Source organism: Leclercia barmai (assembly GCF_049312895.1).
Lineage (GTDB): Bacteria > Pseudomonadota > Gammaproteobacteria > Enterobacterales > Enterobacteriaceae > Enterobacter > Enterobacter barmai.
On the sequence record NZ_JBMNWZ010000001.1, the window covers coordinates 1,095,416 to 1,120,012 of the forward strand.

The 24,597-nt window shown below is 55.3% G+C and carries 19 protein-coding genes and 1 other RNA gene; 12 read left to right on the forward strand and 8 right to left on the reverse strand.

From position 1 onward, the window contains the following. Positions 1 to 32: 32 nt before the first annotated feature. The 4 genes from ACOYA6_RS05140 to ppsR form a co-directional block, all read right to left on the reverse strand. Positions 33 to 2,018, reverse strand: a complete 1,986-nt coding sequence (locus ACOYA6_RS05140; RefSeq protein ID WP_422654162.1) for a TonB-dependent hemoglobin/transferrin/lactoferrin family receptor — start codon at positions 2,016 to 2,018, stop codon at positions 33 to 35. A gap of 69 nt (positions 2,019 to 2,087) precedes the next feature. Further along, the gene (gene hemP / locus ACOYA6_RS05145; protein ID WP_039029087.1) at positions 2,088 to 2,324 is read right to left on the reverse strand and encodes a hemin uptake protein HemP; all 237 of its coding nucleotides are present in this window, start codon (positions 2,322 to 2,324) and stop codon (positions 2,088 to 2,090) included. A gap of 163 nt (positions 2,325 to 2,487) precedes the next feature. Then, on the reverse strand, positions 2,488 to 3,534 hold the full coding sequence (gene aroH, locus ACOYA6_RS05150) for a 3-deoxy-7-phosphoheptulonate synthase AroH (protein ID WP_039029294.1): 1,047 nt from the start codon (positions 3,532 to 3,534) through the stop codon (positions 2,488 to 2,490). Positions 3,535 to 3,687: 153 nt separating this feature from the next. Next, on the reverse strand, positions 3,688 to 4,521 hold the full coding sequence (gene ppsR / locus ACOYA6_RS05155; RefSeq protein ID WP_039029088.1) for a posphoenolpyruvate synthetase regulatory kinase/phosphorylase PpsR: 834 nt from the start codon (positions 4,519 to 4,521) through the stop codon (positions 3,688 to 3,690). A gap of 338 nt (positions 4,522 to 4,859) precedes the next feature. Between ppsR and ppsA the strand changes: the two genes are divergently transcribed. Next, positions 4,860 to 7,238, forward strand: a complete 2,379-nt coding sequence (gene ppsA / locus ACOYA6_RS05160) for a phosphoenolpyruvate synthase (RefSeq protein ID WP_039029089.1) — start codon at positions 4,860 to 4,862, stop codon at positions 7,236 to 7,238. Positions 7,239 to 7,784: 546 nt separating this feature from the next. Further along, positions 7,785 to 8,861 carry a hypothetical protein gene (locus tag ACOYA6_RS05165; protein ID WP_422654163.1) on the forward strand — a complete coding sequence of 359 codons (1,077 nt, stop codon included), beginning with the start codon at positions 7,785 to 7,787 and terminating at the stop codon, positions 8,859 to 8,861. Between the two features lie 23 nt (positions 8,862 to 8,884). Here the strand turns inward: ACOYA6_RS05165 and rprA are convergent. Both rprA and ydiK read right to left on the reverse strand, forming a co-directional pair. Continuing rightward, an RNA gene (gene rprA, locus ACOYA6_RS05170) (antisense sRNA RprA) lies at positions 8,885 to 8,995 on the reverse strand. 188 nt (positions 8,996 to 9,183) lie between these two features. Beyond that, on the reverse strand, positions 9,184 to 10,296 hold the full coding sequence (gene ydiK / locus ACOYA6_RS05175) for an AI-2E family transporter YdiK (protein ID WP_039029091.1): 1,113 nt from the start codon (positions 10,294 to 10,296) through the stop codon (positions 9,184 to 9,186). Positions 10,297 to 10,502: 206 nt separating this feature from the next. Between ydiK and ydiJ the strand changes: the two genes are divergently transcribed. After that, positions 10,503 to 13,559 carry a D-2-hydroxyglutarate dehydrogenase YdiJ gene (ydiJ, locus tag ACOYA6_RS05180; protein ID WP_039029092.1) on the forward strand — a complete coding sequence of 1,019 codons (3,057 nt, stop codon included), beginning with the start codon at positions 10,503 to 10,505 and terminating at the stop codon, positions 13,557 to 13,559. Beyond that, complete coding sequence (menI, locus tag ACOYA6_RS05185) at positions 13,556 to 13,966, forward strand: 1,4-dihydroxy-2-naphthoyl-CoA hydrolase (protein ID WP_039029093.1); 411 nt, start codon at positions 13,556 to 13,558, stop codon at positions 13,964 to 13,966. The genes ydiJ and menI overlap by 4 nt, the downstream gene beginning before the upstream one ends. A 431-nt stretch (positions 13,967 to 14,397) precedes the next feature. Here menI and ACOYA6_RS05190 read toward each other — a convergent pair whose 3' ends face one another. Both ACOYA6_RS05190 and ACOYA6_RS05195 read right to left on the reverse strand, forming a co-directional pair. Beyond that, positions 14,398 to 15,039 (reverse strand): winged helix-turn-helix transcriptional regulator, encoded by a 642-nt coding sequence (locus ACOYA6_RS05190; RefSeq protein ID WP_039029094.1) that lies wholly within the window; start codon positions 15,037 to 15,039, stop codon positions 14,398 to 14,400. A gap of 84 nt (positions 15,040 to 15,123) precedes the next feature. Next, positions 15,124 to 15,783 carry a helix-turn-helix domain-containing protein gene (locus ACOYA6_RS05195; RefSeq protein WP_039029095.1) on the reverse strand — a complete coding sequence of 220 codons (660 nt, stop codon included), beginning with the start codon at positions 15,781 to 15,783 and terminating at the stop codon, positions 15,124 to 15,126. Between the two features lie 500 nt (positions 15,784 to 16,283). On the opposite strand from ACOYA6_RS05195, the gene ACOYA6_RS05200 reads away from it, so the two are divergent. The 8 genes from ACOYA6_RS05200 to sufB all read left to right on the forward strand — a co-directional run bounded on the left by ACOYA6_RS05200 (position 16,284) and on the right by sufB (position 24,592). Then, positions 16,284 to 16,814, forward strand: coding sequence for a fimbrial protein (locus ACOYA6_RS05200; RefSeq protein ID WP_039029096.1), 531 nt, complete (start codon positions 16,284 to 16,286; stop codon positions 16,812 to 16,814). Positions 16,815 to 16,873: 59 nt separating this feature from the next. Further along, the gene (locus ACOYA6_RS05205) at positions 16,874 to 17,551 is read left to right on the forward strand and encodes a fimbrial biogenesis chaperone (RefSeq protein ID WP_138368797.1); all 678 of its coding nucleotides are present in this window, start codon (positions 16,874 to 16,876) and stop codon (positions 17,549 to 17,551) included. A 44-nt stretch (positions 17,552 to 17,595) separates the two neighbouring features. After that, a complete protein-coding gene (locus ACOYA6_RS05210; RefSeq protein WP_422654164.1) occupies positions 17,596 to 20,103 on the forward strand; it encodes a fimbria/pilus outer membrane usher protein in 2,508 nt (835 codons plus the stop codon). 24 nt (positions 20,104 to 20,127) lie between these two features. Continuing rightward, on the forward strand, positions 20,128 to 21,135 hold the full coding sequence (locus ACOYA6_RS05215) for a fimbrial protein (RefSeq protein WP_422654165.1): 1,008 nt from the start codon (positions 20,128 to 20,130) through the stop codon (positions 21,133 to 21,135). Between the two features lie 13 nt (positions 21,136 to 21,148). Then, complete coding sequence (locus ACOYA6_RS05220) at positions 21,149 to 21,661, forward strand: fimbrial protein (protein WP_422654166.1); 513 nt, start codon at positions 21,149 to 21,151, stop codon at positions 21,659 to 21,661. Between the two features lie 42 nt (positions 21,662 to 21,703). Then, the gene (locus tag ACOYA6_RS05225) at positions 21,704 to 22,342 is read left to right on the forward strand and encodes a LuxR C-terminal-related transcriptional regulator (RefSeq protein WP_422654167.1); all 639 of its coding nucleotides are present in this window, start codon (positions 21,704 to 21,706) and stop codon (positions 22,340 to 22,342) included. A gap of 385 nt (positions 22,343 to 22,727) precedes the next feature. After that, positions 22,728 to 23,096: a Fe-S cluster assembly scaffold SufA gene (gene sufA, locus ACOYA6_RS05230; RefSeq protein WP_039029102.1), complete on the forward strand. Its 369-nt coding sequence runs from the start codon at positions 22,728 to 22,730 to the stop codon at positions 23,094 to 23,096. 8 nt (positions 23,097 to 23,104) lie between these two features. After that, the gene (sufB, locus tag ACOYA6_RS05235) at positions 23,105 to 24,592 is read left to right on the forward strand and encodes a Fe-S cluster assembly protein SufB (RefSeq protein ID WP_139564855.1); all 1,488 of its coding nucleotides are present in this window, start codon (positions 23,105 to 23,107) and stop codon (positions 24,590 to 24,592) included. The last annotated feature ends 5 nt before the right edge of the window (positions 24,593 to 24,597 follow it).

Sequence of the window (24,597 nt, forward strand, 5' to 3'; positions counted from 1 at the left end):
CGGATAAATGCCCCGCAGCCGGGGCAAGGGGATTACCACTGATAACTTACGAAAATCTTGCCGTTGCGCCCATCCTGCGGGATGCCCTGCGGCGACCAGTACTCTTTGTCGAAGGCGTTGCCCAGCACCAGGGTGGTGGTGACGCCCTTCAGCGCCTGCTGGCCCTGATAGCTGACGTAGAAATCGTTCACCGCGTAGCCCGGCTGGTGGCTGTAGCTGCTGCTCACGTGGGTGGAGCGATCGGCGAAGGTGCCAATCCAGCCCACGTTGAAGCCGCTCTGCGCCAGCGGAATGTCCAGCTTGCTGGAGACGGTATCCGGGCTGATGCTGGAGATGTACTCCCCGGTGTCGGTGTCTTTGCCCCGGGTGCGGTTATAGGCCACATCCAGGCTGAACAGGCTGGCGGAGTATTTCGCCATCATGTCCCAGCCCCAGATTTTGGCGTTCGGCACGTTGTACGACATGGTGGTCGCGGCGGCGAAATCGACGGTGGTGGAGATGTAATCTTTGGCGTTGGTATCAAAGTAGCTGGCTTTGAACTCCAGCGCATCGTTGGCGAGCATCAGATCGTCAAAGCGCAGGCCAAATCCGTACTCCTGGGTTTCGTTGGTTTCCGGGCGCAGATTTGGGTTTGGCACCCAGTAGTTGGTGTAGAACCGGCCAATAGAGAAGTGCTTCGCGTCGTTGTACATCTCGCCCATCGTCGGGGCGCGGAAGGCCTGGGCCCAGGAGCCGAACATCATCAGCCAGTCGGTCGGGGAGACGGTGATCCCGGCGCGGGATGACCACTTATCGGCGTCCACGTCCTCGTAGCCGTCGCTGCTGCCGCGGTAGTTATCGTAGCGGGTGCCGCCCAGCAGGGTGATGGGCAGATCGCGCAGGGTGATCTCATCCTGCAGCCAGCCGGAGCTGAAGTCGATGCTCGCATCCGGGAAGCCGGTGGTGGCACCAGAAGGCGACTGCTCCTGACGGTAATACTCGCCGCCGTAGGTCAGCAGGTGCGAGGCGAAAGAGTCGGCGAACAGGCGGGTGCGGTTTTCCACTTTGCCGCCTTTGGTGGTCTGCTCGCGGTACTCCCCGGTGCCATCAATGTTCTGGGCATTAATCCGCGCTTCAGACCAGTAGATCCGGGCATCGGCGTTCAGCCAGTCGTTGCCTTCCGGGGCGATGTGATACCCCAGCTGAACGTCACGCTGGATGGTGGAGCGGTCGGTCATCGGGTTACTGCTGTCGTCGGCATCGATGGTCTGCGGGTTTTTGGGCTCCTGCGCCGCGTTGTTGTAATAGCGCAGCGAGCCGCTCAGGGACTGGGCCTGATCCATCTGCCAGCTGCCTTTTGCCAGCATATTGTTGATTGATTCGTCGTTCGGCGCGGTCTCGCCGCCGCCCTGGCGGATATCCCCGCGATCCCGGCTCGACCAGGCCACCAGACCATCGAGAGTATCGGTCCGGCCAAAGGCGCTGGCCCCCATGCCGAGGCTGTGATCGCCGGTAGCGGCGGTGCCAAACACACGGAAGCCGCTGCTCTGGCCGGGCTGGAGCAGGTCTTTTGCATCGGCGGTGTCATAGGCGATCACCCCGCCCATCGCACCGCTGCCGTACAGCAGGGCGGACGGGCCGCGCACGATCTCAATGCGCTTGATCAGCGCCGGGTCGAGGAAGGTGCTGTTCAGGTGGCCGGTATCGGTGCCCTGACGAACGCCGTCCACCAGCACCAGCACGCCGCGACGATCGTAGCCGCGCAGATTGACGTCCTGACCGTTGGTGCGCCCGGTGCCGTCGAGGGTCAGGCCAGGAACATGGCGCAGCAGATCGGCGGCAGAGCTGGCGGTTTGGTTTTCCGGGGCGGTGGCGTCAATGACGCTCACCATCATCGGCGCTTCAAAGGCGCTGCGGGCATTCCCGGTGGCGGTCACCGTCATGTCGTCGGTGGTGGCAAGGGCCATTCCCGGCAGGGCGGTGGTAATGGCCAGCGCCAGCAGCGACGGGCGTAAAGACGCGGTATTCAGGTATGGCATGAGCCACTCTCCATTTAAAAGTGAAAAGCGCTGGCTGCCTGGGGAAACCTGGGTGGCTGGCGAAGGTGCTTATTTTGTGAGGATCAATTTTCCGGCATGTGTCTGGCGCAAGAGGTAGTGCTGGCCATCATGCTCGATAATGACGCGTCCTTCCTCGCCCAACAGCTGTTTACTGTTAATGCGACGATCGTTCGCGTCCGGGGCAGGCTGTGTTTTGTCTTCAGGACGAGTGAGCGTTGCTGCGGTGTTATCCATACGTGACATAATGTTTTTCAAAATAGCAATCAATGTAACAATGATAATCATTATCAACAAATCATTTTTAACGGCAAGCGTTTTATGAAAAAACAGTGACGGATGAAACGTTAAAGGGTTGTGCGGGATGAAAAAAGCCGGGTGGCGCTTCGCTTACCCGGCCTACAAAGTGTGGTACGTAGGCCCGGTAAGCGAAGCGCCACCGGGCGAAATGTCAGAAGCGAGAGTCCACCGCCACCGCAAGTTTATCCAGCAGCACTTCGGTATCTTCCCAGCTCAGGCAGGGGTCGGTAATCGACTGACCGTAGGTAATCGGCTGGCCGACCACCACTTTTTGCGTGCCTTCGCGCAGGAAACTTTCGGCCATAATCCCGGCAATGGCGCTGGAGCCGTTGCGGATCTGCTGGCACACCTCGTCGCAGACGTCCAGCTGGCGGCGGTGCTGTTTCTGGCAGTTGCCGTGGCTGAAATCGATCACCAGCTGCTCCGGCAGATCGAACTCGCGCAGGGTGTCGCAGGCTTCGGCGATATCCTGCGGATGATAGTTCGGCTGTTTACCGCCGCGCATAATGATGTGGCCGTACGGGTTGCCGCTGGTCTGATAGATCGTCATCTGGCCGTTCTTGTCCGGGGAGAGGAACATATGGCTGGCGCGGGCGGCGCGGATGGCATCCACCGCGATGCGGGTATTGCCGTCGGTGCCGTTTTTGAAGCCCACCGGGCAGGAGAGCGCCGAAGCCATTTCACGGTGGATCTGGCTTTCCGTAGTGCGCGCGCCAATCGCCCCCCAGCTGATGAGATCGGCGATAAACTGTCCGGTCACCATATCCAGGAATTCGGTGGCGGTCGGCACGCCCAGCTCGTTAACCTGCAACAGCAGTTTGCGCGCCAGCTGAATGCCGTGATTGACCCGGTAGCTGCCGTTTAAATCGGGATCGGAGATCAGCCCTTTCCAGCCCACCACGGTGCGCGGTTTCTCAAAGTAGGTGCGCATCACGATCTCAAGCCGCGCCTGGTGCTTATCCCGCAGCCCTTTCAGGCGCTGGGCGTAATCCATCGCGGCATCAAGATCGTGAATAGAGCAAGGACCTACGATCACCAGCAGGCGGCGATCGTCCCCGTTCAGGATTTTTTCAATACGCTTACGTGACGTTGTCACGTGGTCGGCCACTGCCGCAGAAACAGGGTATCGCTGGGCCAGTTCTGCTGGCGTCACCAGGCTGTCGATACGCGCTGTGCGGAGTTCATCGGTTTTATTCATGGTATTTCTCAGAATGTAGTGCTTCATCGGTAACTTACCGGGAAGTGATGGGCATCACCTTAAACCAATCCCCGCTGATTTCAAGTGCAGGGCACAAGCGTGCCCTGTTATGGGTAGCGAGTATAAAGGATTGCGAACCAATGTACTAGCCTGTTAGTACATGCGGCGGTTCAGCCCCATTATGTCGAGGATCTTGGTGGCAATCTCTTCTACCGAATAGTTGGTACTGTTGAGACAGGGAATGTTGTTCTTCCGGTACAGGGCTTCCACTTCAGCCACCTCCATCCGGCACTGGCGCATCGACGCATAGCGGCTGTTTTCCCGGCGCTCTTCGCGGATGGCCGCCAGACGTTCCGGGTTAATGGTCAGACCAAACAGCTTGTGCTGGAGCGGTTTCAGCGCCGCCGGCAGCACCAGATTATCCATATCATCGGCAATAAAGGGGTAGTTTGCCGCGCGGATGCCGAACTGTAACGCCAGATAGAGGCTGGTGGGGGTTTTGCCGCAGCGCGAAACGCCGAGCAGAATGACCTGGGCCTGATCGAGGTTGCGCATCGAGATGCCGTCATCGTGGGCGAGGGTGTAGTCGATGGCGGCGATACGGGCGTCGTACTTAATGATATTCGCCGGATTCAGACCGTGGGTGCGGTGCGCCACCGGGGTAGGGTCCAGCTTCAACTCCTGCTGCAGCGGGGCCACCAGCGCCTGGACGATGTCCTGACAGAAACCTTCACTTTGCAGAATGATATTGCGGATTTCCGGGATCACAATCGAGTAGAACACCAGCGGACGCTCGCCGGTCTGCTGGAAAATGGCATCAATTTGATCTTTCACCGCTCTGGCGCGGCTCTCGTTTTCCACAAACGGCAGGGTGATGCTGTTGATGGAAACCGGGAATTGCGACATCACCGCATGGCCCAGCACTTCGGCGGTGATCGCCGTACCATCGGAAATATAAAAAACGTGGCGATCGACAGCATTATCCATTTTGCACACTCGGTATATCAGATGTAATTGACTGAAAGCATAAATTAAAAAAGTAAATTACAACAGTCAACGGGCGCGGGAAATTCAAAATGAAACGCTATTTTTATTTTTAATGAAAGGGGTGTTTCATTTTTAAAAATCACCCTAAAGTCTGAGTTTTTTTGTGGGAATCCATAGGAATCATCAGGTTAGCATTTAAGCGGGAACAGTCTGAAAAGCGAAAAAATAAAAGTGCTTACACGATTCACCGTTTTTTTAGCGCGATTAAATATGACAGTATAAATACGCAGTAAGGAGTTTCTTAAAACCCGTTCATATATCATAAAAGGATTGTTTCGATGTCCAACAATGGCTCGTCACCGCTGGTGCTTTGGTATAACCAACTCGGCATGAATGATGTAGACAGAGTTGGAGGCAAAAATGCCTCCCTGGGTGAAATGATTACAAATCTGTCCAGTATGGGTGTCTCCGTACCGAATGGATTTGCTACCACCGCCGATGCTTTTAACTATTTTCTGGATCAAAGCGGCGTAAACCAGCGCATTTACGAACTACTGGATAACACGGACATTGATGATGTCTCCGAGCTTGCCAAAGCCGGGACCCAGATCCGCCAGTGGATCATCGACACACCTTTCCAGCCTGAACTGGAAAAAGCCATCCACGACGCCTATAACCAGCTCTCCGCTGATGATGCTCAGGCCTCCTTTGCCGTGCGCTCCTCCGCCACCGCAGAAGATATGCCGGATGCCTCCTTTGCCGGTCAGCAGGAGACCTTCCTTAACGTACAGGGCTACGATGCGGTTCTGGTGGCGGTTAAACACGTGTTTGCTTCCCTGTTTAACGACCGCGCCATCTCCTATCGCGTGCATCAGGGTTACGACCACCGCGGCGTTGCGCTGTCGGCGGGCGTGCAGCGCATGGTGCGTTCGGATCTGGCCTCGTCAGGCGTGATGTTCTCTATTGATACCGAATCGGGTTTCGATCAGGTGGTCTTTATCACCTCCGCCTGGGGTCTGGGCGAGATGGTGGTGCAGGGTGCGGTCAACCCTGACGAATTCTATGTACACAAGCCAACCCTGGCAGCGGATCGCCCGGCTATCGTGCGTCGCACCATGGGTTCGAAAAAAATCCGCATGATCTACGCCCCGACCCAGGAGCACGGCAAGCAGGTCCGGATTGAAGATGTGCCGCAGGAACAGTGCGATCGCTTCTCGCTGACCGATGCCGAAGTGCAGGAGCTGGCGAAGCAGGCGGTGCAGATTGAGAAGCACTATGGCCGTCCGATGGATATCGAATGGGCCAAAGACGGTAACACCGGCAAGCTGTTTATCGTCCAGGCGCGTCCGGAAACCGTCCGCTCCCGCGGCCAGGTGATGGAGCGTTACACCCTGCATGCCCAGGGCAAAATCATCGCTGAAGGCCGTGCCATCGGTCACCGCATCGGCGCAGGTCCGGTGAAAGTGATCCACGACATCAGCGAAATGAACCGCATCCAGCCGGGCGACGTGCTGGTCACCGACATGACCGACCCGGACTGGGAACCGATCATGAAAAAGGCGGCAGCGATTGTCACCAACCGTGGCGGCCGTACCTGTCACGCGGCAATCATCGCCCGTGAGCTGGGTATTCCGGCGGTTGTTGGCTGCGGTGATGCCACCGAACGCATGAAAGACGATGAGAACGTCACCGTCTCCTGTGCCGAAGGCGACACCGGTTACGTCTACGCCGAACTGCTGGACTTCAGCGTGAAGAGCTCCAGCGTGGATACCATGCCGGATCTGCCGCTGAAGATCATGATGAACGTCGGCAACCCGGACCGCGCGTTCGACTTCGCCTGTCTGCCTAACGAAGGCGTTGGCCTGGCGCGTCTGGAGTTCATCATCAACCGTATGATCGGGGTCCACCCGCGTGCGCTGCTGGAGTTCGATGACCAGGATCCGAAGCTGCAGAAAGAAATTCGCGAGATGATGAAGGGCTACGACTCGCCGAAAGAGTTCTACGTCGGCCGTCTGACCGAAGGGATCGCGACCCTTGGCGCTGCGTTCTTCCCGAAACGCGTGATCGTGCGTCTCTCTGACTTCAAATCGAACGAATACGCCAACCTGGTGGGCGGCGAGCGTTACGAGCCGGAAGAAGAGAACCCGATGCTGGGCTTCCGTGGCGCCGGTCGTTATGTCTCTGACAGCTTCCGCGACTGTTTTGCCCTGGAGTGCGAGGCGGTGAAACGCGTGCGTAACGAGATGGGCCTGACCAACGTCGAGATCATGGTGCCGTTCGTGCGTACCGTGGATCAGGCGAAAGCGGTGGTTGACGAGCTGGCGCGTCAGGGGCTGAAGCGCGGCGAGAACGGACTCAAAATCATCATGATGTGTGAGATCCCGTCCAACGCCCTGCTGGCAGAGCAGTTCCTTGAGCACTTCGACGGCTTCTCTATCGGCTCGAACGATATGACGCAGCTGGCACTGGGTCTGGATCGCGACTCCGGCGTGGTCTCCGCACTGTTTGATGAGCGTAACGAAGCGGTGAAAGCGCTGCTGTCGATGGCTATCCGCGCCGCGAAGAAACAGGGCAAGTACGTCGGCATCTGTGGCCAGGGTCCTTCCGACCATGAAGACTTTGCCGCATGGCTGATGGAAGAGGGGATCGACAGCCTGTCCCTGAACCCGGACACCGTGGTACAAACCTGGCTCAGCCTGGCCGAACTGAACAAGTAACGTCACGCTTCTGCAACAAATAAAGGCGAGGACTTTGGTCCTCGCCTTTTTTTATGCTTCATGCTCAGGACATTCACCGTTACGTTATCGCTCTGTTTACCAGTGCGGTTTCTGAAAATATTTCAATTGATTAAAAAATAGCCAGCGATATTAACGCTGATTTTATTTGATGCATTTGTGCTATTCAGGACGGTCAGCGTTGACTGTTTTATCCTGTAAGAACATTCTTAGCGGGCACAAGCGAACGACGCTTTATTAATAGTGGTGGGAGCTAACAAATAATTAATATTAACACGCGATGGAAAGCTAAATATTCTCAAGGCTCAATGCGAAACACAAATACGCTGCATTTATGGAACGTTTCAAACATTGTGAAACAGGTGCGGTGTGTGAGCAGTGCTTTATCCCACTGTATTGTTGCATGGGTTCTGGTATTGAAATTTAGGGTGTTATCACCGTTGGTATAATGCCAGTTATCACGGTTAAAGAGTTGATTGTGCTTCTTCAGCGTCAGCAAATAGTTGCTGACGTATCGGGGTGATCCTTATGAATATGATCGTCCCGCTCTGTTCTGTTAATTTAAGTGTGGAATTTAAAATGAAACGTTCTGTCTTAGCTTTGCTTATTCTTAGTTCTTTTGCTGCCTCTGCTCACGGTAATCACGGTAATCACGGTGGCGGTCATATGGGCGGCCATTCTTTTAATAATCATTCTTTCAATGGTCATGGTTTTAATGGTCGTAATGCAGGTCGCATTAATAATGGGCACACCTTTAACGGCTTTTCGCGCGGCTCAATTAACATGGGTGACACCAGTCGTACTATTGCTGTAAAAGACGGTGCGATAGTGGGTACCAAAACGACCACTATGGGTAATGTCACACGGCTGGAAACTAACGTTATTTCTGCAGACTATCGCTCGCATTCTGTCGCGGTAACCAACGGCAAGAAGACGGCGGTAGCAACGGGTAGCTATAAAGACGGTATGGGTGGTATCAGCGTGCATGGCGTGAATAATGGTGTGAATACTGTCGGTCATGTCTCTTTATACAACGATGTTGCAAATGCCGCTTATCGCACCAGTGTGGTTAAAAACGACGAAGTGACCCGTGTTGGCCTTAACGTTGTCTCTCCAACTCAGCGTTCACATATGGTCGATGTGAAGAGTGGTGACTACTCCCATGTTCACACGCGTGGTTCCCTTGACACTGAAGAGGGCGTGCGTGGCTGGAACAAGTCAGTTACCAAAGAAGGCCAGTATGGTTTTGAACGTTCTGTTGATGCTAAAGGCATTGCAACTGTCGCTGCCTTTGGTCCAGCGCATTACGCTGAGATTGTCGCCAATCTGAACACCGGTAAATACAAAGCGTTTAGCGATATCACTCCACCGACGCCTGTACCAACCCCGACTCCAACCCCAACGCCAGCACCGACGCCAGCACCAGCGCCGACGCCAGCACCGACGCCAGCACCAGCACCAGCACCAGCACCGACGCCAGCGCCAGCACCGACGCCAACACCAGCGCCAGCACCAACCCCTGTCACACCTGACATGCCTGTTACCGCTCACATCTCATATGTGAACGCTGATAACGACTACGTTTTGTACTGGTGGAATGTATAACAGGCAGGAGCATGAATTTTATTATAAAAAAAAGCCCATCGTGGGAGATGGGCAAAGACTACACACAGCAATTCGTTGTTTCACTCAGGGGATTTCCATGCTTATAAATCAAGATGTTGTTGATTCATAACCGTGACCTAATAGTAGGCATAGCGAATTTTTGCGTCGATCAGATTCGTCTCAATAGTTTAAAAAGCATGAAGAATTTATGAAGTAGATTGAAGGAATTAGGGGCGCTGAAGGGTTTAGTGGTGCTTAATGCCAAGCTAATTGATAAGTGATGCTTAACATTCTGGTGGGCGTACCCACCAGAATGGGAGATTTACTGTTTCGGCTCGTCCGTTTCGTGAAGCGTGGCAAGCAGGACATCGGGATCGGTTGGCGGTAGCGGGACTTCGTGCACCCAGGCGGAGAAGAGTCGCCAGGAGACGGCCAGCAGCACCGGTCCGATAAACAGACCGATCATGCCGAAAGCGATCAACCCACCGATCACGCCGGAGAGGATCAGAATCAACGGCAGATCGGCCCCCATGCGGATCAGTAGCGGGCGGATCACGTTATCCATCGTACCCACCACGCAGCTCCAGACCAGCAGCACCGTGCCCCAGGTGGTATCCCCGCTCCAGTAGAGCCAGATAATTGCCGGAACCAGAACCAGCAATGGCCCCAGCTGCATCAGACAGGTTAACAACATCAGCACCGTAAAGAGGGTGGCGTAAGGCACCCCCGCGATCGCCAGACCAATACCGCCCAGCACCGACTGCACCAGCGCCGTCACCACCACGCCTAACGCCACCGCGCGCACCGCCTGCGCCGCCAGCAGCATCGCCGCGTCGCCGCGCGTCGAAGCCAGACGGGTGGCAAAATGACGCACCCCAAGGGCTACCCGCTCTCCGCGCCAGTAGAGCAGGGCGCTGAACAGCAGCATCAGCACGCAGTGCACCACAAAGCGGCCCAGATGGGCAGCGGTACCCACAAACCAGGTGGTGGTGGCGCCAATATAGGGCCGCACTTTCGCCATAATGGCGCTGCCGCCCATGTCCAGCAGGTTGTGCCAGCCGGCATAGAGCTTGTCGCCAATCAGCGGAATGTCGTTCAGCCAGGCCATCTCCGGCAGCGTCATATCGCCGCTGGTGATGCTGGAAATGAGCGGGCCGCTGCCGTCCACCAGGCTATTCACCAGTAACGCAACCGGGATAACAAACAGCAGCACCAGCAGCAGCGTCATCACCAGCACCGCCAGCGTGCGGCGACCAAACAGCAAACGCTCAAGGCGAATGAACAGCGGCCAGGTGGCGATCACCACGGTCCCCGCCCATGCAAAGCCAAGAATAAAGGGTTGAACAATCCACAGACACGCAATAATCATGATTGCCAGGAACAGCACCGACAGCAAAACTTGTGCAACGTCCCTGGGCTGGTGTCGATTGACCATAAATGAAATTCACCTTGTGAGAACACCGGCAGACCGGCGAGAACATGAAACCGCATCACTATAATCATTAGTGATTTCAGCCATTTTTAACAGGCAGATTCTGCCTGTAATTCTGTCGGGCGGATACGTTTAAAATGTGATACAAAATGTGAGACACAACGCAAACGATTATCTACAACTATTCAGATTGGGCAGGGTCGACAGTAATGATCCCACAAATTTCTCAGGCACCCGGCGTCGTTCAGCTGGTGCTGAATTTTTTGCAGGCACTGGAGCAACAGGGTTTTACCGGCGATACCGCCACACGTTATGCCGACCGGCTGACGATGGCGACCGACAACAGTATCTACCAGCTACTTCCCGATGCAGTCGTTTTTCCCCGTTCTACCGCTGATGTGGCACTCCTAGCCCGTCTGGCGTCCCAGGAGCGATTCGCTTCGTTAATCTTTACCCCTCGCGGCGGCGGCACCGGCACCAACGGCCAGGCGCTGAACACGGGGATCGTTGTCGATATGTCCCGCTACATGAACCGCATCATTGAGATCAACCCGGAAGAGGGGTGGGTGCGGGTGGAAGCCGGGGTCATTAAGGATCAGCTGAACCAGTACCTGAAGCCGTACGGCTATTTCTTTGCGCCGGAGCTGTCGACCAGTAACCGCGCCACCCTCGGCGGCATGATCAATACCGACGCCTCCGGTCAGGGGTCGCTGGTGTACGGTAAAACCTCCGATCACGTCCTTGGCGTGCGGGCGGTGCTGCTGGGCGGTGATATTCTCGATACCCAGCCGATGCCGGTTCAGCTTGCCGAAACGCTCGGAAAAGACAACACCACTACCGGACGCATCTATCGCACCGTGCTGGAACGCTGTCGCGACAACCGCCAGCTGATTATCGATAAATTCCCGAAACTGAACCGCTTCCTGACCGGCTACGATCTGCGCCATGTCTTTAATGACGATCTCAGCCAGTTCGATTTGACCCGCATCCTCACCGGTTCCGAGGGGACGCTGGCCTTTATCACCGAGGCGCGTCTCGACATCACTCGTCTGCCCAAAGTCCGCCGCCTGGTGAATGTGAAGTACAACTCTTTCGACTCCGCGCTGCGCAATGCGCCCTTTATGGTGGATGCCCGGGCGCTGTCGGTGGAAACCGTCGACTCCAAAGTGCTTAACCTGGCGCGGGAAGATATCGTCTGGCACTCGGTCAGCGAGCTGATTACCGACGTGCCCGACAAAGAGATGCTTGGCCTCAACATCGTTGAATTTGCTGGCGATGACGCCGGGCTTATCGAAAGCCAGGTCGAGAACCTGTGCCAGCGCCTGGACGAGCTCATCGCCCGGGGCGATGGCGGGGTAATTGGCTGGCAGCTGTGCAACGATCTCTCCGGCATCGAGCGTATCTATGCGATGCGTAAAAAAGCGGTGGGGCTGCTGGGCAACGCCAAAGGGGCGGCCAAGCCGATCCCCTTTGCCGAAGATACCTGCGTCCCGCCGGAAAACCTAGCGGATTACATCGTCGAGTTCCGCGCGCTGCTCGACAGCCACGGCCTGAGCTACGGCATGTTTGGCCATGTCGACGCCGGAGTGCTGCACGTGCGCCCGGCGCTGGATATGTGCGATCCGCAGCAGGAGATCCTGATGAAGCAGATCTCCGACGACGTGGTGGCGCTCACCGCGAAGTATGGCGGCCTGCTGTGGGGCGAGCACGGGAAGGGGTTCCGCGCGGAATACAGTCCGGCCTTCTTTGGCGAGCAGCTGTACGGCGAACTGCGCAAAATCAAAGCCGCCTTTGATCCGGACAACCGCCTCAACCCCGGTAAAATCTGCCCGCCGGAAGGCATTGACGCCCCGATGATGCAGGTGGACGCGGTCAAACGCGGCACTTTCGACCGTCAGATCCCCATTGCCGTGCGCTCGTCCTGGCGCGGGGCGATGGAGTGTAACGGCAACGGCCTGTGCTTTAACTTTGATGTTAAAAGCCCGATGTGCCCGTCTATGAAGATCACCAGCAACCGCATCCACTCGCCGAAAGGGCGTGCGACGCTGGTACGCGAGTGGCTGCGTCTGCTGGCCGACCGCGGCGTGGATCCGCTGGCGCTGGAAAAAGAGCTGCCGGAAAAACGCGCCAGCCTGCGTACCCTGGTGGAACGCACCCGCAACAGCTGGCATGCGCGCAAAGGGGAGTATGACTTCTCCCACGAGGTGAAAGAGGCGATGTCGGGCTGCCTGGCCTGTAAAGCCTGTTCCACCCAGTGCCCGATTAAGATCGACGTGCCGGAGTTCCGCTCGCGCTTCCTGCAGCTCTATCACAGTCGTTATCTGCGCCCGATGCGCGATCATCTGGTGGCCACGGTGGAGAGCTATGCCCCGCTGATGGCCCGCGCGCCGCGCACTTTTAACTTCTTTATCAACCAGCCGCTGGTGCGCAAACTCTCCGAGAAGCATATCGGCATGATCGACCTGCCGCTGCTCTCCACGCCGTCATTGCAGCGTCAGATGGTCGGCCACCGCTCCGCTAACCTGACCCTCGAGCAGCTTGAGACCCTGAGCGCCGAGCAAAAAGCGAAAACGGTGCTGGTGGTGCAGGATCCCTTTACCAGCTATTACGATGCGCAGGTGGTAGCCGATTTTATTCGTCTGGCCGAGCGGCTGGGGTACCAGCCGGTGCTGCTGCCGTTTTCACCGAACGGCAAAGCGCAGCACATTAAAGGTTTCCTCAACCGCTTTGCGAAAACGGCGCAAAAAACCTCGGACTTCCTGAGCCGGGTGGCGCAGCTGGGCATGCCGATGGTGGGCGTCGATCCGGCGCTGGTGCTCTGCTATCGCGATGAGTACAAACAGACGCTCGGCGACAAGCGCGGCGAGTTCCACGTGATGCTGGTGCACGAGTGGCTGCCATCGGTTGTCAACGCGCAAACCGCGCCGGAGACCAGCGGCGAGCCGTGGTATCTGTTCGGGCACTGCACCGAAGTAACCGCGCTGCCGGGGGCGCCTGCGCAGTGGGCCGCTATCTTTGCTCGCTTTGGCGCGAAGCTGGAGAGCGTCAGCGTGGGCTGTTGCGGTATGGCCGGAACCTACGGCCATGAGGTGGTGAACCACGCCAACTCGCTCGGGATCTACGAGCTCTCCTGGCACCAGGCGATGCAGCGTCTGCCGCGTAACCGCTGTCTGGCGACCGGCTACTCATGCCGTAGCCAGGTCAAACGCGTCGAGGGCAGCGGCGTGCGCCATCCACTGCAGGCCTTACTGGAGATAATGGGATGATCTGGAAACGCGCGGTCACGTTGCAGGCGTTAAACGCCATGAGCGACGGAAATATGGTGGGCTTGCTGGATATCCAGTTTACCCGCATCGGCGAGGATGAACTGGAAGCCACTATGCCGGTGGACAGCCGCACCCATCAGCCGTTTGGCCTGCTGCACGGCGGCGCCTCTGTGGTGCTGGCCGAAACTCTGGGTTCGGTGGCGGGCTATCTCTGCACCGAAGGGGAGCAGAAGGTGGTGGGGCTGGAGGTGAATGCCAACCACATGCGTTCCGTGCGCAGCGGTCGGGTGCGCGGCGTCTGTCGCGCGCTGCATACCGGCGGACGTCACCAGGTGTGGCAGATTGAGATTCTGGATGAGCAGGACCGGCTGTGCTGCACGTCGCGGCTCACCACCGCCGTAGTATAAGAAAAGGCCGCGAATGCGGCCTTTTTGCTTTTCCATCTCGTTGAAATAGCATCGCTTTCTGGCGGGCCGCAATTTATGCTAATTCGCACCCTCAGATTTATGAGACTATTCCTATGCTCCTTCAAGAGCTAAGCCATATTGAGTGCCGGAGATAAGCGCCGGATGGAGCGAGAAGCCCTTAAGATTACCTCAGGTAGTCTTAAGGGCTTTCTTTTTGGTACTCAGTAATCGTTGTTAATGTCCTGCATGGCAGACAGGATAACCAGCCCGGTAATGACGACGGCAACGACGGCGATGGTCACAAGTGCAATGAGCATTTTCCCCTCCGTATGCTGCCCTTTTGCCAAAGCATAGCGCACCAGGAGGGGATCGCCTCAGCCATCCGACTGAGATTCGGAATACGCTTACAATGCGAACATGTGCGAATTCACTCAATATTTAGTGGGGAGTTTGTTAATTTTAATCAGTCGGCCCTCTTCCATTTCCACATAACCGCCGGCTTTCAGATCGGCCAGAATACGCATTACGCCGCTGCGTGAAAGCTGCGTCTTATCCCGGATATACCTCTCTGCGGTGATCTTTTCGCGAAAACTCTCATCTTCGTTCATCAGTTCCAGCAGGTGCTTGCGGATTAACTCATACGCCGTTGGCGTGCCCTCGGGCATGATGTGGTGGTAGAGCCGGTTGTAGACAAACATCAGATGGCTGGAAACCAATCCCCACAGATCCTGCTGCTGGCAAATAGCGTTGACCTTATCGGCCGGAATAATGCCAATTTTGCACGGCTTAATGGTTTTGAAGTAGTCGTCAAAATAGATATCCGTGAGGTTCGCCAGGCCGAAAACCGCAGGGCTGGTGGCGGTTGACAGCAGCATATTGTTGCTCCGGCGATAGATCGCCACGCTTCCCTCGATGATCAGATAACAGATCCCCTGACCTTTTACGCACAGATCAAAGCGTTCCCCCCGCTGAGCGTCGTAAATGGTGGCGTGGGGTTGCAGATGGGTAATAAGTTCCTGAGACCAGGGCGACCCACGCGGAACCGAACCGGGGAGCGTTGTTGGCGATGACATAAAATAACCTGCGAGCTGAGAGTGACGTAATGACGATTATTATAGTGCCACTCGGCTTTGAGAAGTACGGGTTACACAGCCGCATCAATATTTTTGCGGCAGGTGGTGAATATCCAGCAGTACGCCCCGCTGCATGGTGATATATCCCCCGGTACGCAACTCTGACAGAATGCGCATGATGCCGCTTCGGGAAAGGTAGGTGCGGCTTTTTATGTAAGCCGCCGCAGTGGTATTGAGCCGGACCGAATCGGGTTCCTGTAATAGTTCCACCAGTTGCACCCGAATAATGTCATACGCGGACATCTGCGATATTTGCGAGCAATGCTCATATATGCGGGAAACCGTGTAGATCAGCAGCCGGGAAAAATATTCCCATAACCCATCGTTGGCGATGATTTGATTAAATAACTCCAGCGGCATACGTGCCACTTCAGAATCTTCCAGCGCCCTGGCATATAAATGCTCCGAGCACAATTGGCTGCTCACACCCAGGATAAAGGGTGCGGATTCTGAATTCAGCACCACGCCATCGCCACGGCGATGCAGCGCCACACTGCCTTTTAATAACAGCCAGCACTGGCGAACATCCGCCTCGTAATAATGCACCACTTCGCCTTTATTAACCGTCAGGGTCTCGGTAAAAGGTCGAAGATGCGCAATAAGTTTTTCTATATCGGCAAAAGGTTTTAACGCCAGCGAAGATGTATTGGGACCGGCCTTTACCGCCGTCATTCGGGTATTCATCAGGTGACCTCAATCTAAGCAAATTATCGGCTGGTTATTACCGGGCAGGATTATCTTAAAAACCATTGACGCAGGGAATATGTGGGTTTGGTCTAAAAATAGACCGGACACAAGCCTCGTTAGTTAACATCATGATTGATCATTGTTTTTCTACTGAGTCTATTAATAGACCCAACGAGGGCAGGCATGGTTCTATTCATAAGAATGAGATGGGGCCCCTCGCGATGTGCTGAATTTCGTCGGTGATACCAATGAAAAAAAGCTGACCCAAAGTCTACAACTAGACTGAAAAACAATTTGAGTTTGGGGAGGTCTTTATATAAATTGCCGCCATGTGAGTAAAAAACAGACAGTGTCTTTTATATGCAGACAGGGTTTTGTTCTTTTATTTACACCCAGGAACCAGCATAGCGGGCATACAAAAATAAAAGGTGATAAACACCTTATGGATGCTTTTGCCCAAAAATGGTGATGACAAAAGTAATTAAGGAAATGATTTTATGAAAAAGAATATTATTATTGTTGCGTTAACAGCTCTCGCTGCCGTTTCGTCCTCTTCTGTCTTCGCGGCAGCAGGGACGGTTAATTTTTCCGGGAATATTCTGGATTCGGCCTGTGAGGTTGCCGTTGCATCGCAAAACCAGACTGTGGTCATTGGTAACTTCTATAAATCAGAATTCGCAGGTATGGGGGACAGAACCGCAGCAAAAGACTTCGACATTATATTAAAAGATTGTCCCGTTACCGTCACCTCAGCAAAAGTCCGTTTTGACGGTGCGCCGGATTTAGTTAACCCAAGCCTGCTGGCCATTAACTCTTCAGTTGCCGGTGCGGCGACCGGGGTGGCGATTAATCTGATGTCTGCAGATAAAGCCGATCTGCCGCTGCATGGCGAGAATAACTACAACTATGTTCTGAGCAGCACCCAGGATAATACACTGAAGTTTTATGCTCAGTATATTTCCACGGCGTCAAGCGTGACGGCGGGGCCAGCAAACTCTGTCGCCAACTTCTCTGTTGTTTATAACTGATTTCCTGACCGGATATCAGATGGGGCCGGAAAACGGCCCCGTTGTTACTGAGGTATGTAATGAAATTCGTTCACAAAACCCTGCTCTCCAGTCTGCTTATTCTGACCGGCGTATCAACTGCACAGGCAGGTATCGTTATTGGCGGAACTCGCCTTGTCTTTGATGGCAGTAAAAAAGAAGCGTCTATCAACGTAAATAATCCTGACAACTCGCCGTATCTTATTCAGTCGTGGATAGAGGCGGCGGGTGACAGCACGCAAAAGCCGCCTTTTATTATTACGCCACCTCTTTACCGGCTGGATAAAGGACAGCAAAACGTTGAGCGGGTGGTATTAACCGGGGCATTACCTCAGGATCGTGAGAGTCTGTTCTGGCTGAATATAAAATCGATTCCTTCAGCAACCACGGTGGAGAACTCGCTGCAAATTGCCGTAAAAACACGCATTAAATTAATTTACCGTCCGGCAGGATTAAAGCGCTCAACACCAGAGGAGCAGGCCGATAAATTAACCTGGCGACGCAGTGGAAATAAAATAGAGGTTACTAACCCTACCGACTATGTCATGAATTTCAACGAAATTACCGTCGGGGGTAAAAAAGTGCCGGAAGCAACCTGGATATTGCCGCATTCACAAACGGCAATCTCTCTGCCTGCACAAATCACGTCAGGTGCAGTGGTATTTAAATTGATCAGCGATTTTGGCGGTACAGGGGAAGCACATACGGCAAACCTGTGACCAATAACAGGGGTTAAAGGTGATATTCATGGAGCAGCGTTAAGATGGACATCAGTAGATATAAAATCACGTGGCTGGCATGGTTTATTACCCTTGGCCTGGCGAGTGGTTTAAATAAAACTCAAGCACGAGAATTTTTTAACCCGGATTTAATCGAGCTCGATAATCCAGGCATCGACAAGGCCGATCTACAGGGTTTTGAAACAGGTTCCCAGGCGGCAGGTATTTACCATGTGGATATCATACTTGACGGTCAGCTGACGGATACCCAGGACATCACCTTTAACAAAGTCAGTGATACGCAGGGGGAGACGCGGCTTGAGCCCTGTCTGAGCGTCGAAATGCTGAGCAAATGGGGCGTTAAGACGGAGCACTTTCCACAGCTTAATCAGCCCGGTACGCCATGTGCGCGTCTGGGGGCCATTCCCCAGGCCAGCACTGATTTTCAGTTTACCAGCCAGCGCCTGGTGATCAGCGTCCCGCAGGCTGCGCTGTCGATGCAGGCCAGAGGCTATGTCCAGCCTGCGCTGTGGGATGACGGGATCACCGCCGCGATGCTCAACTACTCGCTGAGCGGCGCAAACAACCTGAACAAAAACGGCGGCAACGACAGCAGCCAGTACGCCAACCTGCGACCGGGCCTCAATATCGGCCCCTGGCGACTGCGCAACTACACCACCTGGTCACGGGACAACGACGGCCACACGCAGTGGGATAGCGTCTATACCTATGCCCAGCGCGGCATTGTCCCGCTGAAAGCCCAGCTGACGCTCGGAGACAGCTCCTCACCGGCCGACGTGTTTGACAGCCTGCCTTTTCGCGGCGGACAGCTGGCGTCAGACGATGACATGCTGCCGGATTCGCTCCGGGGATACGCCCCGGTGGTGCGCGGCATTGCCAGAACCAACGCGCAGGTGATTATCCGCCAGAACGGCTACCAGATTTACCAGAACTATGTTGCACCGGGCGCGTTTGAAATTACCGATATGTACCCGACCGGTGGCGCAGGGGATCTCGACGTCACCATTAACGAGGCCGACGGCAGCGTGCAGCACTTTACCGTGCCCTTTGCTTCCCTGCCGGTTTTGCAGCGTGAAGGGCAACTGAAGTACGCCGTCACCGGCGGGCAGTACCGCTCATGGGATAGCCGCGTCGATAAGACGCCGTTCAGCCAGCTGACCGGGATCTACGGACTTCCGTATGGCCTGACCCTGTACGGCGGTTTTCAGGGTGCGAGTAAATACCAGTCGCTGGCCGCCGGGCTGGGGAAAAATATGGGCGATTTCGGCGCCTTTTCCGCGGATGTCACCCAGGGCTGGTCCACGCCGAAAGATGAGCAAAAATCGAACGGTCAGTCCTGGCGGGCGCGGTACAGCAAGAATTTCATTGGCACCGGGACCAACTTTGCCATCGCCGGCTATCGCTACTCCACCCGCGGCTTTTACGGGATGCAGGAGGTGCTGGACTCTTATGGCAGCGACAGTGCGCTCATTGAAAGGCGTCGTAACCGCGCCGAGCTAACCATGAGCCAGTCCCTGGGCAATAAACTCGGCTCTCTGATGTTAAGCGCCATGAGGGAAGATTACTGGAACGAAGGCCAGTCGAAGACCTCATGGAGCCTGGGCTATAACAACTTCTGGCGTAGCGTCAGCTACGGTTTGACCTACACCTACAGTCACAACGGGAGCAACAGCGACGGTCGGTATGCTAAAGACCAGATGGTCGCTTTCAATATCAGCGTTCCGCTGGCGGCCTTCCTGCCGCAGACCTGGGTGAACTACAGCGTCACCGCCAGTAAAAACGGTGGCACCACGCACAATCTGGGGATCAACGGCACCGCGCTGGAAAATAATGCGCTTAGCTGGAACGTCCAGCAGGGGTACGGTACCAACAATGTGGGGTATACCGGCAACGTTAACGGGGATTACAAAGGCACCTACGGTGAAGTGACCGCTGGCTACAGCTACGACCAGCACAGCGACCGGCTGAATTACGGCCTGCAGGGTGGGGTGGTTGCCCACGAAGACGGCATCACCTTTTCTCAGGCGCTGGGCGAAACCAACGTGCTGATCAAAGCGCCGGGGGCTGCCGGGGTAGGGGTGCAAAACCAGTCGGGGGCCAGGACGGATTACCGCGGTTATACCCTGAGCGGCAATATTACGCCGTACCGGAAAAACGATATCTCGCTGTTGACCGACACCCTGCCCGCCGACGTTGAACTGGAACAGACGGTGCAGACCGTGGTGCCGACCCGGGGGGCCATTGTGCGGGCCAGCTATGTCGCCAGCGTAGGGCAGCGGATCCTGATGACGCTCACCCGGCAAAATGGCCAGCCCGTTCCGTTCGGGGCAATTGCCACGGTGAACGGGGCGCAGAATTCGGGCTTTATTGTCGGCGATAGCGGGCAGGTTTATTTAACCGGTTTGCAGCCGGATGTGAAATTGACCGTGAAGTGGGGCGAAGGTGAACAACAGCGTTGCCAGGCTCATTACACACTTAATAACAAGCAACCCGCCAGCGATATTATTCGTGCCGATGTTGTTTGCCGTTAAATAAATTTATGTGGATTACTCGAAATGTCTATTATCAGACGTCTGTTAATTTTGCTGGGGATCGTATTTCCGCTTTACGGATACGGGTGTGATTACACCACTATCGGCGCCCCTTATTCCGTTAATTACGGCAATATTATCGTCCAGCGCGATGTTCCCGTCGGGCAGGCGATAAGCAACGAAATTTATGGCTCGATGGCGCTGGCATACAGCTGCACGGCAACCGGAAATGAAGGCTCAACCACCGGGATGAAAAGCGGGGTATTAACCTATGCGTTTACCTCCGCTAATGGTCGCCGGGTGTATCAAACCAACCTGCCGGGCGTTGGGGTCTCGCTCGGTTACTATGAGAAAACTACCGCCGGACCAAACTCATTCAGTGGCGATACCTGGCTCGGGGCCGATCTGTTCACAGCCTCATGGTCGTCGAATCCAAATGAAGTGGATGCCAGCAACTTCCAGCCGATCATTCAGTTCTGGAAAACCGGCAATATCACCTCGGGTTCGGTAACCGGGCAACTGGCGTCGTTTGTGGCCTGGACCGAGCAATATCGGGGTGGGGCGGCGGCCCCGGAGATCCCGGTTTATGCAGGAACCGGTTCGATTACTCAGGTGGCCTGTGACATCACGACGCCAAATCTGGTGTTCCCCCTGGGCGACATACCGGCAGGTGATTTCGGCGATACCGTTGGCACCGTCCCGGAACGGGGGCAGAACACGCAGAACCTCGGCCTCAACTGCGACAGTGGCGCCAATATTAACGTCACGCTGAGCGGCGTTCAGTACCCAGGATTCAGTGACAACAGCGTGCTGGCGCTATCCGGACAGGGCTCGCCGGGCGTCGCTAACGGTGTCGGCGTGCAGTTGCTTTATGACGGCAGACCACTGGTACTCAACAGCACCATTGCGCTGAAACAGACGACAGGCGGTCAGGAGAGTTTCGCAATCACCGCCCGCTATTATCAAACCAAAACCTCGGTAAGCACAGGAATCGCAAATGCCAGTGCCACCCTGATCCTCACCTATCAATAAAAGGAAAAGGTCGATGACGCTCAATATCATCGCGGCCGCGTTCGCCTGCCTGTTTACCGCCGGGGCGGCAGCAACGGATGCGGTCAGTATCGCCGTAAAAGGCAGAATTGTGGCCTCCCCGTGCGTGTTTAACGGGGGAAACTCGGTTGTAAACGTCAGTCTCGGGAACATGCAGGCACAAAATATGGCAACACCGGCTTCAGCATCCACGCCCGTGCCTTTCAGTCTCACCTTTAGCGACTGCCCGGCAGCAACCCAAAGCGTGACGGCCACCTTTAGCGGAACCGCCGATCCCGTGGCCGGGACGAATTATTACAAGAACAGCGGTTCAGCGACGAATATCGCACTGGGCATTATTGAAACCAGCTCAGGGAGCTTAAAAGGCCCGGGTAGCAGCGTTACCCAAAATATTGCTGCCGATCGCACCGCTACCATGAATATGCAGGCCATTGCCTGGTCCGCTTCCGGCGGCGTAACGCCCGGCACCCTCAGCGTCGCGGTGGTGGCGACGCTGGAATACAACTAATTCTGAATAAGAAAGACGATAAACAGGAAGTGGAGAAAACAGATGACCATCAACGTGCTTATTAAAGAGACAGAGACACTTTACTGTTATGCCCTAAAAAATTTCATTGTCGATCTATTCAGAACGGAATTTCTGAGGGAAGTTAATTTTATTACGGAATTTACCCGGGAGAGCATCAGCGATGCCGATATTATTGTGCTCTCTCTTTGCCGGGGCGAGCCTTTTATCTGCACGCCCGAATTACTGGCCCGCAATAAAGGGGTGATGATTGGTCTGGTCAGCGGCGAACAGTACGATAAAGAGACGTTACCGGGCTGTTTTAAAGAGATGATTTTCATCTCGCGGGATGCCCCGTTAAACGACTTTTATCAGGTTTTCCGGGCGGCATGGCAAACCCTGCAGAGCGATGAGCAAAAGAGCGACAGCCTCTCCTGCGCCGATTGCCATCACCGGACGTTATCGCCCCGGCAAACCGTGATCATGGCGAGCCTGTATCAGGGGCTGTCGACGCCTGAAATCGCCAAAAAGCTGCAGATCGATTACAAAACGGTGTATGCGCATAAGTATGACGTTATGCAGAAATTCCAGCTGGGCAGCGACCACGACCTGCAGGTGCTACTCTCCAGAATGCGTGAAAAAAATACCCAAATAAATTTGCTGCGCGAATGCCTGAGAACGTAACGGCGCATGATGTGTAACCGAACTACCCACCCATATGGGTGGGTGTCTGATTCTGTGGTCACGCTACCCGATACGTAAAGGGTGATGCAAGGAGCCACGTTGCAGTCAGGCGAGCGCAAAAAGAGCTATCCCAAAAATAGGCATTTTCTATACATATTTTCGCTTTTGACCATTTCTGCCGATTTCCTTCCGTAATCCTCAGCATTATCAACAGATTAAACATTCACCCTCAGGCCTGATAAGCCCGTCAGCAGGGTCTATGCTTAATGAAAGTAAGCAAAAAGGGCGATTAAGCGTAATGTCCCTGCAACTGAGGGGTTGAAGTGATAATCATTATCACTAACATGGTGTTATGCCCTGGGGGCGCAATACATGAGGTGGACTTATGGAACAGCATTCAGAAACGTTTGATCCGACAGATTTCGCGTGGCGTGGATTATCGCTTACGCCTGCCGCAGCGGCGCACATTCGCGAGCTGGTGAGTAAACAGGCAGGCATGCTTGGCGTGCGGTTAGGGGTTAAGCAGACCGGCTGCGCCGGTTTCGGCTATGTCCTGACGACCGTCAGCCAGCCGGAGAAAGACGATCTGGTTTTTGAACATGACGGCGCCCGACTCTATGTGCCGCTACAGGCGATGCCGTTTATTGACGGTACGGAAGTGGATTACGTGCGCGAAGGCTTGAACCAGTTATTCAAATTCAATAACCCGAAAGCCCAGAACGAATGCGGCTGCGGCGAAAGTTTTGGGGTATAGGCGGTATTATGTCTCGACATACTGAAGCAACTGACGATGTCAACACCTGGTCCGGTGGCCATATTAATTATAAAGAGGGCTTCTTCACCCAATTGCAGACCGACGAGCTGGCAAAAGGGATTAATGAAGAGGTCATTCGCGCCATTTCGGCCAAACGTAATGAACCCGACTGGATGCTGGAGTTCCGCCTGAATGCGTTCAGGGCCTGGCTGGAGATGGAAGAGCCGCACTGGCTGAAGGCGCACTACGACAAGCTGAACTATCAGGATTACAGCTACTACTCTGCGCCGTCCTGCGGCAACTGCGACGACACCTGCGCCTCAGAGCCCGGTGCGGTGCAGCAGACCGGGGCCAATGCCTTTTTAAGCAAAGAGGTGGAAGAGGCCTTCGAACAGCTCGGCGTGCCGGTGCGAGAAGGGCGTGAAGTGGCGGTCGACGCCATCTTCGACTCCGTGTCGGTGGCCACTACTTACCGGGAAAAACTGGGTGAGCAGGGAATTATTTTCTGCTCCTTCGGCGAAGCCATCCACGATCACCCTGAGCTGGTGAAGAAGTACCTCGGTACCGTGGTGCCGGGCAATGACAACTTTTTTGCCGCCCTGAATGCGGCGGTGGCCTCCGACGGCACCTTTATCTACGTGCCGAAGGGCGTGCGCTGCCCGATGGAGCTCTCCACCTATTTCCGCATCAACGCCGAGAAAACCGGCCAGTTTGAACGCACTATCCTCGTCGCCGACGAGGGCAGCTACGTCAGCTATATCGAGGGCTGTTCCGCCCCGGTACGGGACAGCTACCAGCTGCACGCTGCGGTAGTGGAAGTGATCATCCATAAAGACGCGGAAGTGAAATACTCCACGGTGCAGAACTGGTTCCCGGGGGATAACAACACCGGCGGCATCCTGAACTTCGTCACCAAACGCGCCCTCTGCGAAGGTGAGAACAGCAAGATGTCCTGGACCCAGTCGGAAACCGGCTCCGCCATCACCTGGAAATACCCGAGCTGCATTCTGCGCGGGGATAACTCCATCGGCGAGTTCTACTCCGTGGCGCTGACCAGCGGGCATCAGCAGGCCGATACCGGCACCAAGATGATCCACATCGGCAAGAACACCAAATCGACCATCATCTCAAAAGGGATCTCGGCGGGTAAAAGCCAGAACAGCTACCGCGGCTTAGTCAAAATCATGCCGACGGCGACCAACGCGCGTAACTTTACCCAGTGCGACTCGATGCTGATTGGCCCGGACTGCGGGGCGCACACCTTCCCGTACGTCGAGTGCCGCAATAACAGCGCCCAGCTGGAGCACGAAGCGACGACGTCGCGGATTGGCGAAGATCAGCTCTTCTACTGCCTGCAGCGCGGGATCAGCGAAGAAGACGCCATCTCGATGATTGTGAACGGCTTCTGTAAGGATGTGTTCTCTGAACTGCCGCTGGAGTTTGCCGTGGAAGCACAGAAATTACTGGCGATTAGCCTTGAACACAGCGTCGGTTAAGGATT

Coding starts and splice junctions, on each gene's coding strand:
- ACOYA6_RS05195 (WP_039029095.1), bottom strand. CDS start 15,783: ATGAATACCCGAATGACGGCGGTAAAGGCCGGTCCCAATACATCTTCG.
- ACOYA6_RS05215 (WP_422654165.1), top strand. CDS start 20,128: ATGTCTATTATCAGACGTCTGTTAATTTTGCTGGGGATCGTATTTCCG.
- ACOYA6_RS05205 (WP_138368797.1), top strand. CDS start 16,874: ATGAAATTCGTTCACAAAACCCTGCTCTCCAGTCTGCTTATTCTGACC.
- ppsR (WP_039029088.1), bottom strand. CDS start 4,521: ATGGATAATGCTGTCGATCGCCACGTTTTTTATATTTCCGATGGTACG.
- sufA (WP_039029102.1), top strand. CDS start 22,728: ATGGAACAGCATTCAGAAACGTTTGATCCGACAGATTTCGCGTGGCGT.
- ACOYA6_RS05165 (WP_422654163.1), top strand. CDS start 7,785: ATGAATATGATCGTCCCGCTCTGTTCTGTTAATTTAAGTGTGGAATTT.
- sufB (WP_139564855.1), top strand. CDS start 23,105: ATGTCTCGACATACTGAAGCAACTGACGATGTCAACACCTGGTCCGGT.
- ACOYA6_RS05200 (WP_039029096.1), top strand. CDS start 16,284: ATGAAAAAGAATATTATTATTGTTGCGTTAACAGCTCTCGCTGCCGTT.
- ACOYA6_RS05190 (WP_039029094.1), bottom strand. CDS start 15,039: ATGTCATCGCCAACAACGCTCCCCGGTTCGGTTCCGCGTGGGTCGCCC.
- menI (WP_039029093.1), top strand. CDS start 13,556: ATGATCTGGAAACGCGCGGTCACGTTGCAGGCGTTAAACGCCATGAGC.
- ACOYA6_RS05220 (WP_422654166.1), top strand. CDS start 21,149: ATGACGCTCAATATCATCGCGGCCGCGTTCGCCTGCCTGTTTACCGCC.
- aroH (WP_039029294.1), bottom strand. CDS start 3,534: ATGAATAAAACCGATGAACTCCGCACAGCGCGTATCGACAGCCTGGTG.
- ydiK (WP_039029091.1), bottom strand. CDS start 10,296: ATGGTCAATCGACACCAGCCCAGGGACGTTGCACAAGTTTTGCTGTCG.
- ACOYA6_RS05225 (WP_422654167.1), top strand. CDS start 21,704: ATGACCATCAACGTGCTTATTAAAGAGACAGAGACACTTTACTGTTAT.
- ppsA (WP_039029089.1), top strand. CDS start 4,860: ATGTCCAACAATGGCTCGTCACCGCTGGTGCTTTGGTATAACCAACTC.
- ydiJ (WP_039029092.1), top strand. CDS start 10,503: ATGATCCCACAAATTTCTCAGGCACCCGGCGTCGTTCAGCTGGTGCTG.
- hemP (WP_039029087.1), bottom strand. CDS start 2,324: ATGATTATCATTGTTACATTGATTGCTATTTTGAAAAACATTATGTCA.
- ACOYA6_RS05210 (WP_422654164.1), top strand. CDS start 17,596: ATGGACATCAGTAGATATAAAATCACGTGGCTGGCATGGTTTATTACC.
- ACOYA6_RS05140 (WP_422654162.1), bottom strand. CDS start 2,018: ATGCCATACCTGAATACCGCGTCTTTACGCCCGTCGCTGCTGGCGCTG.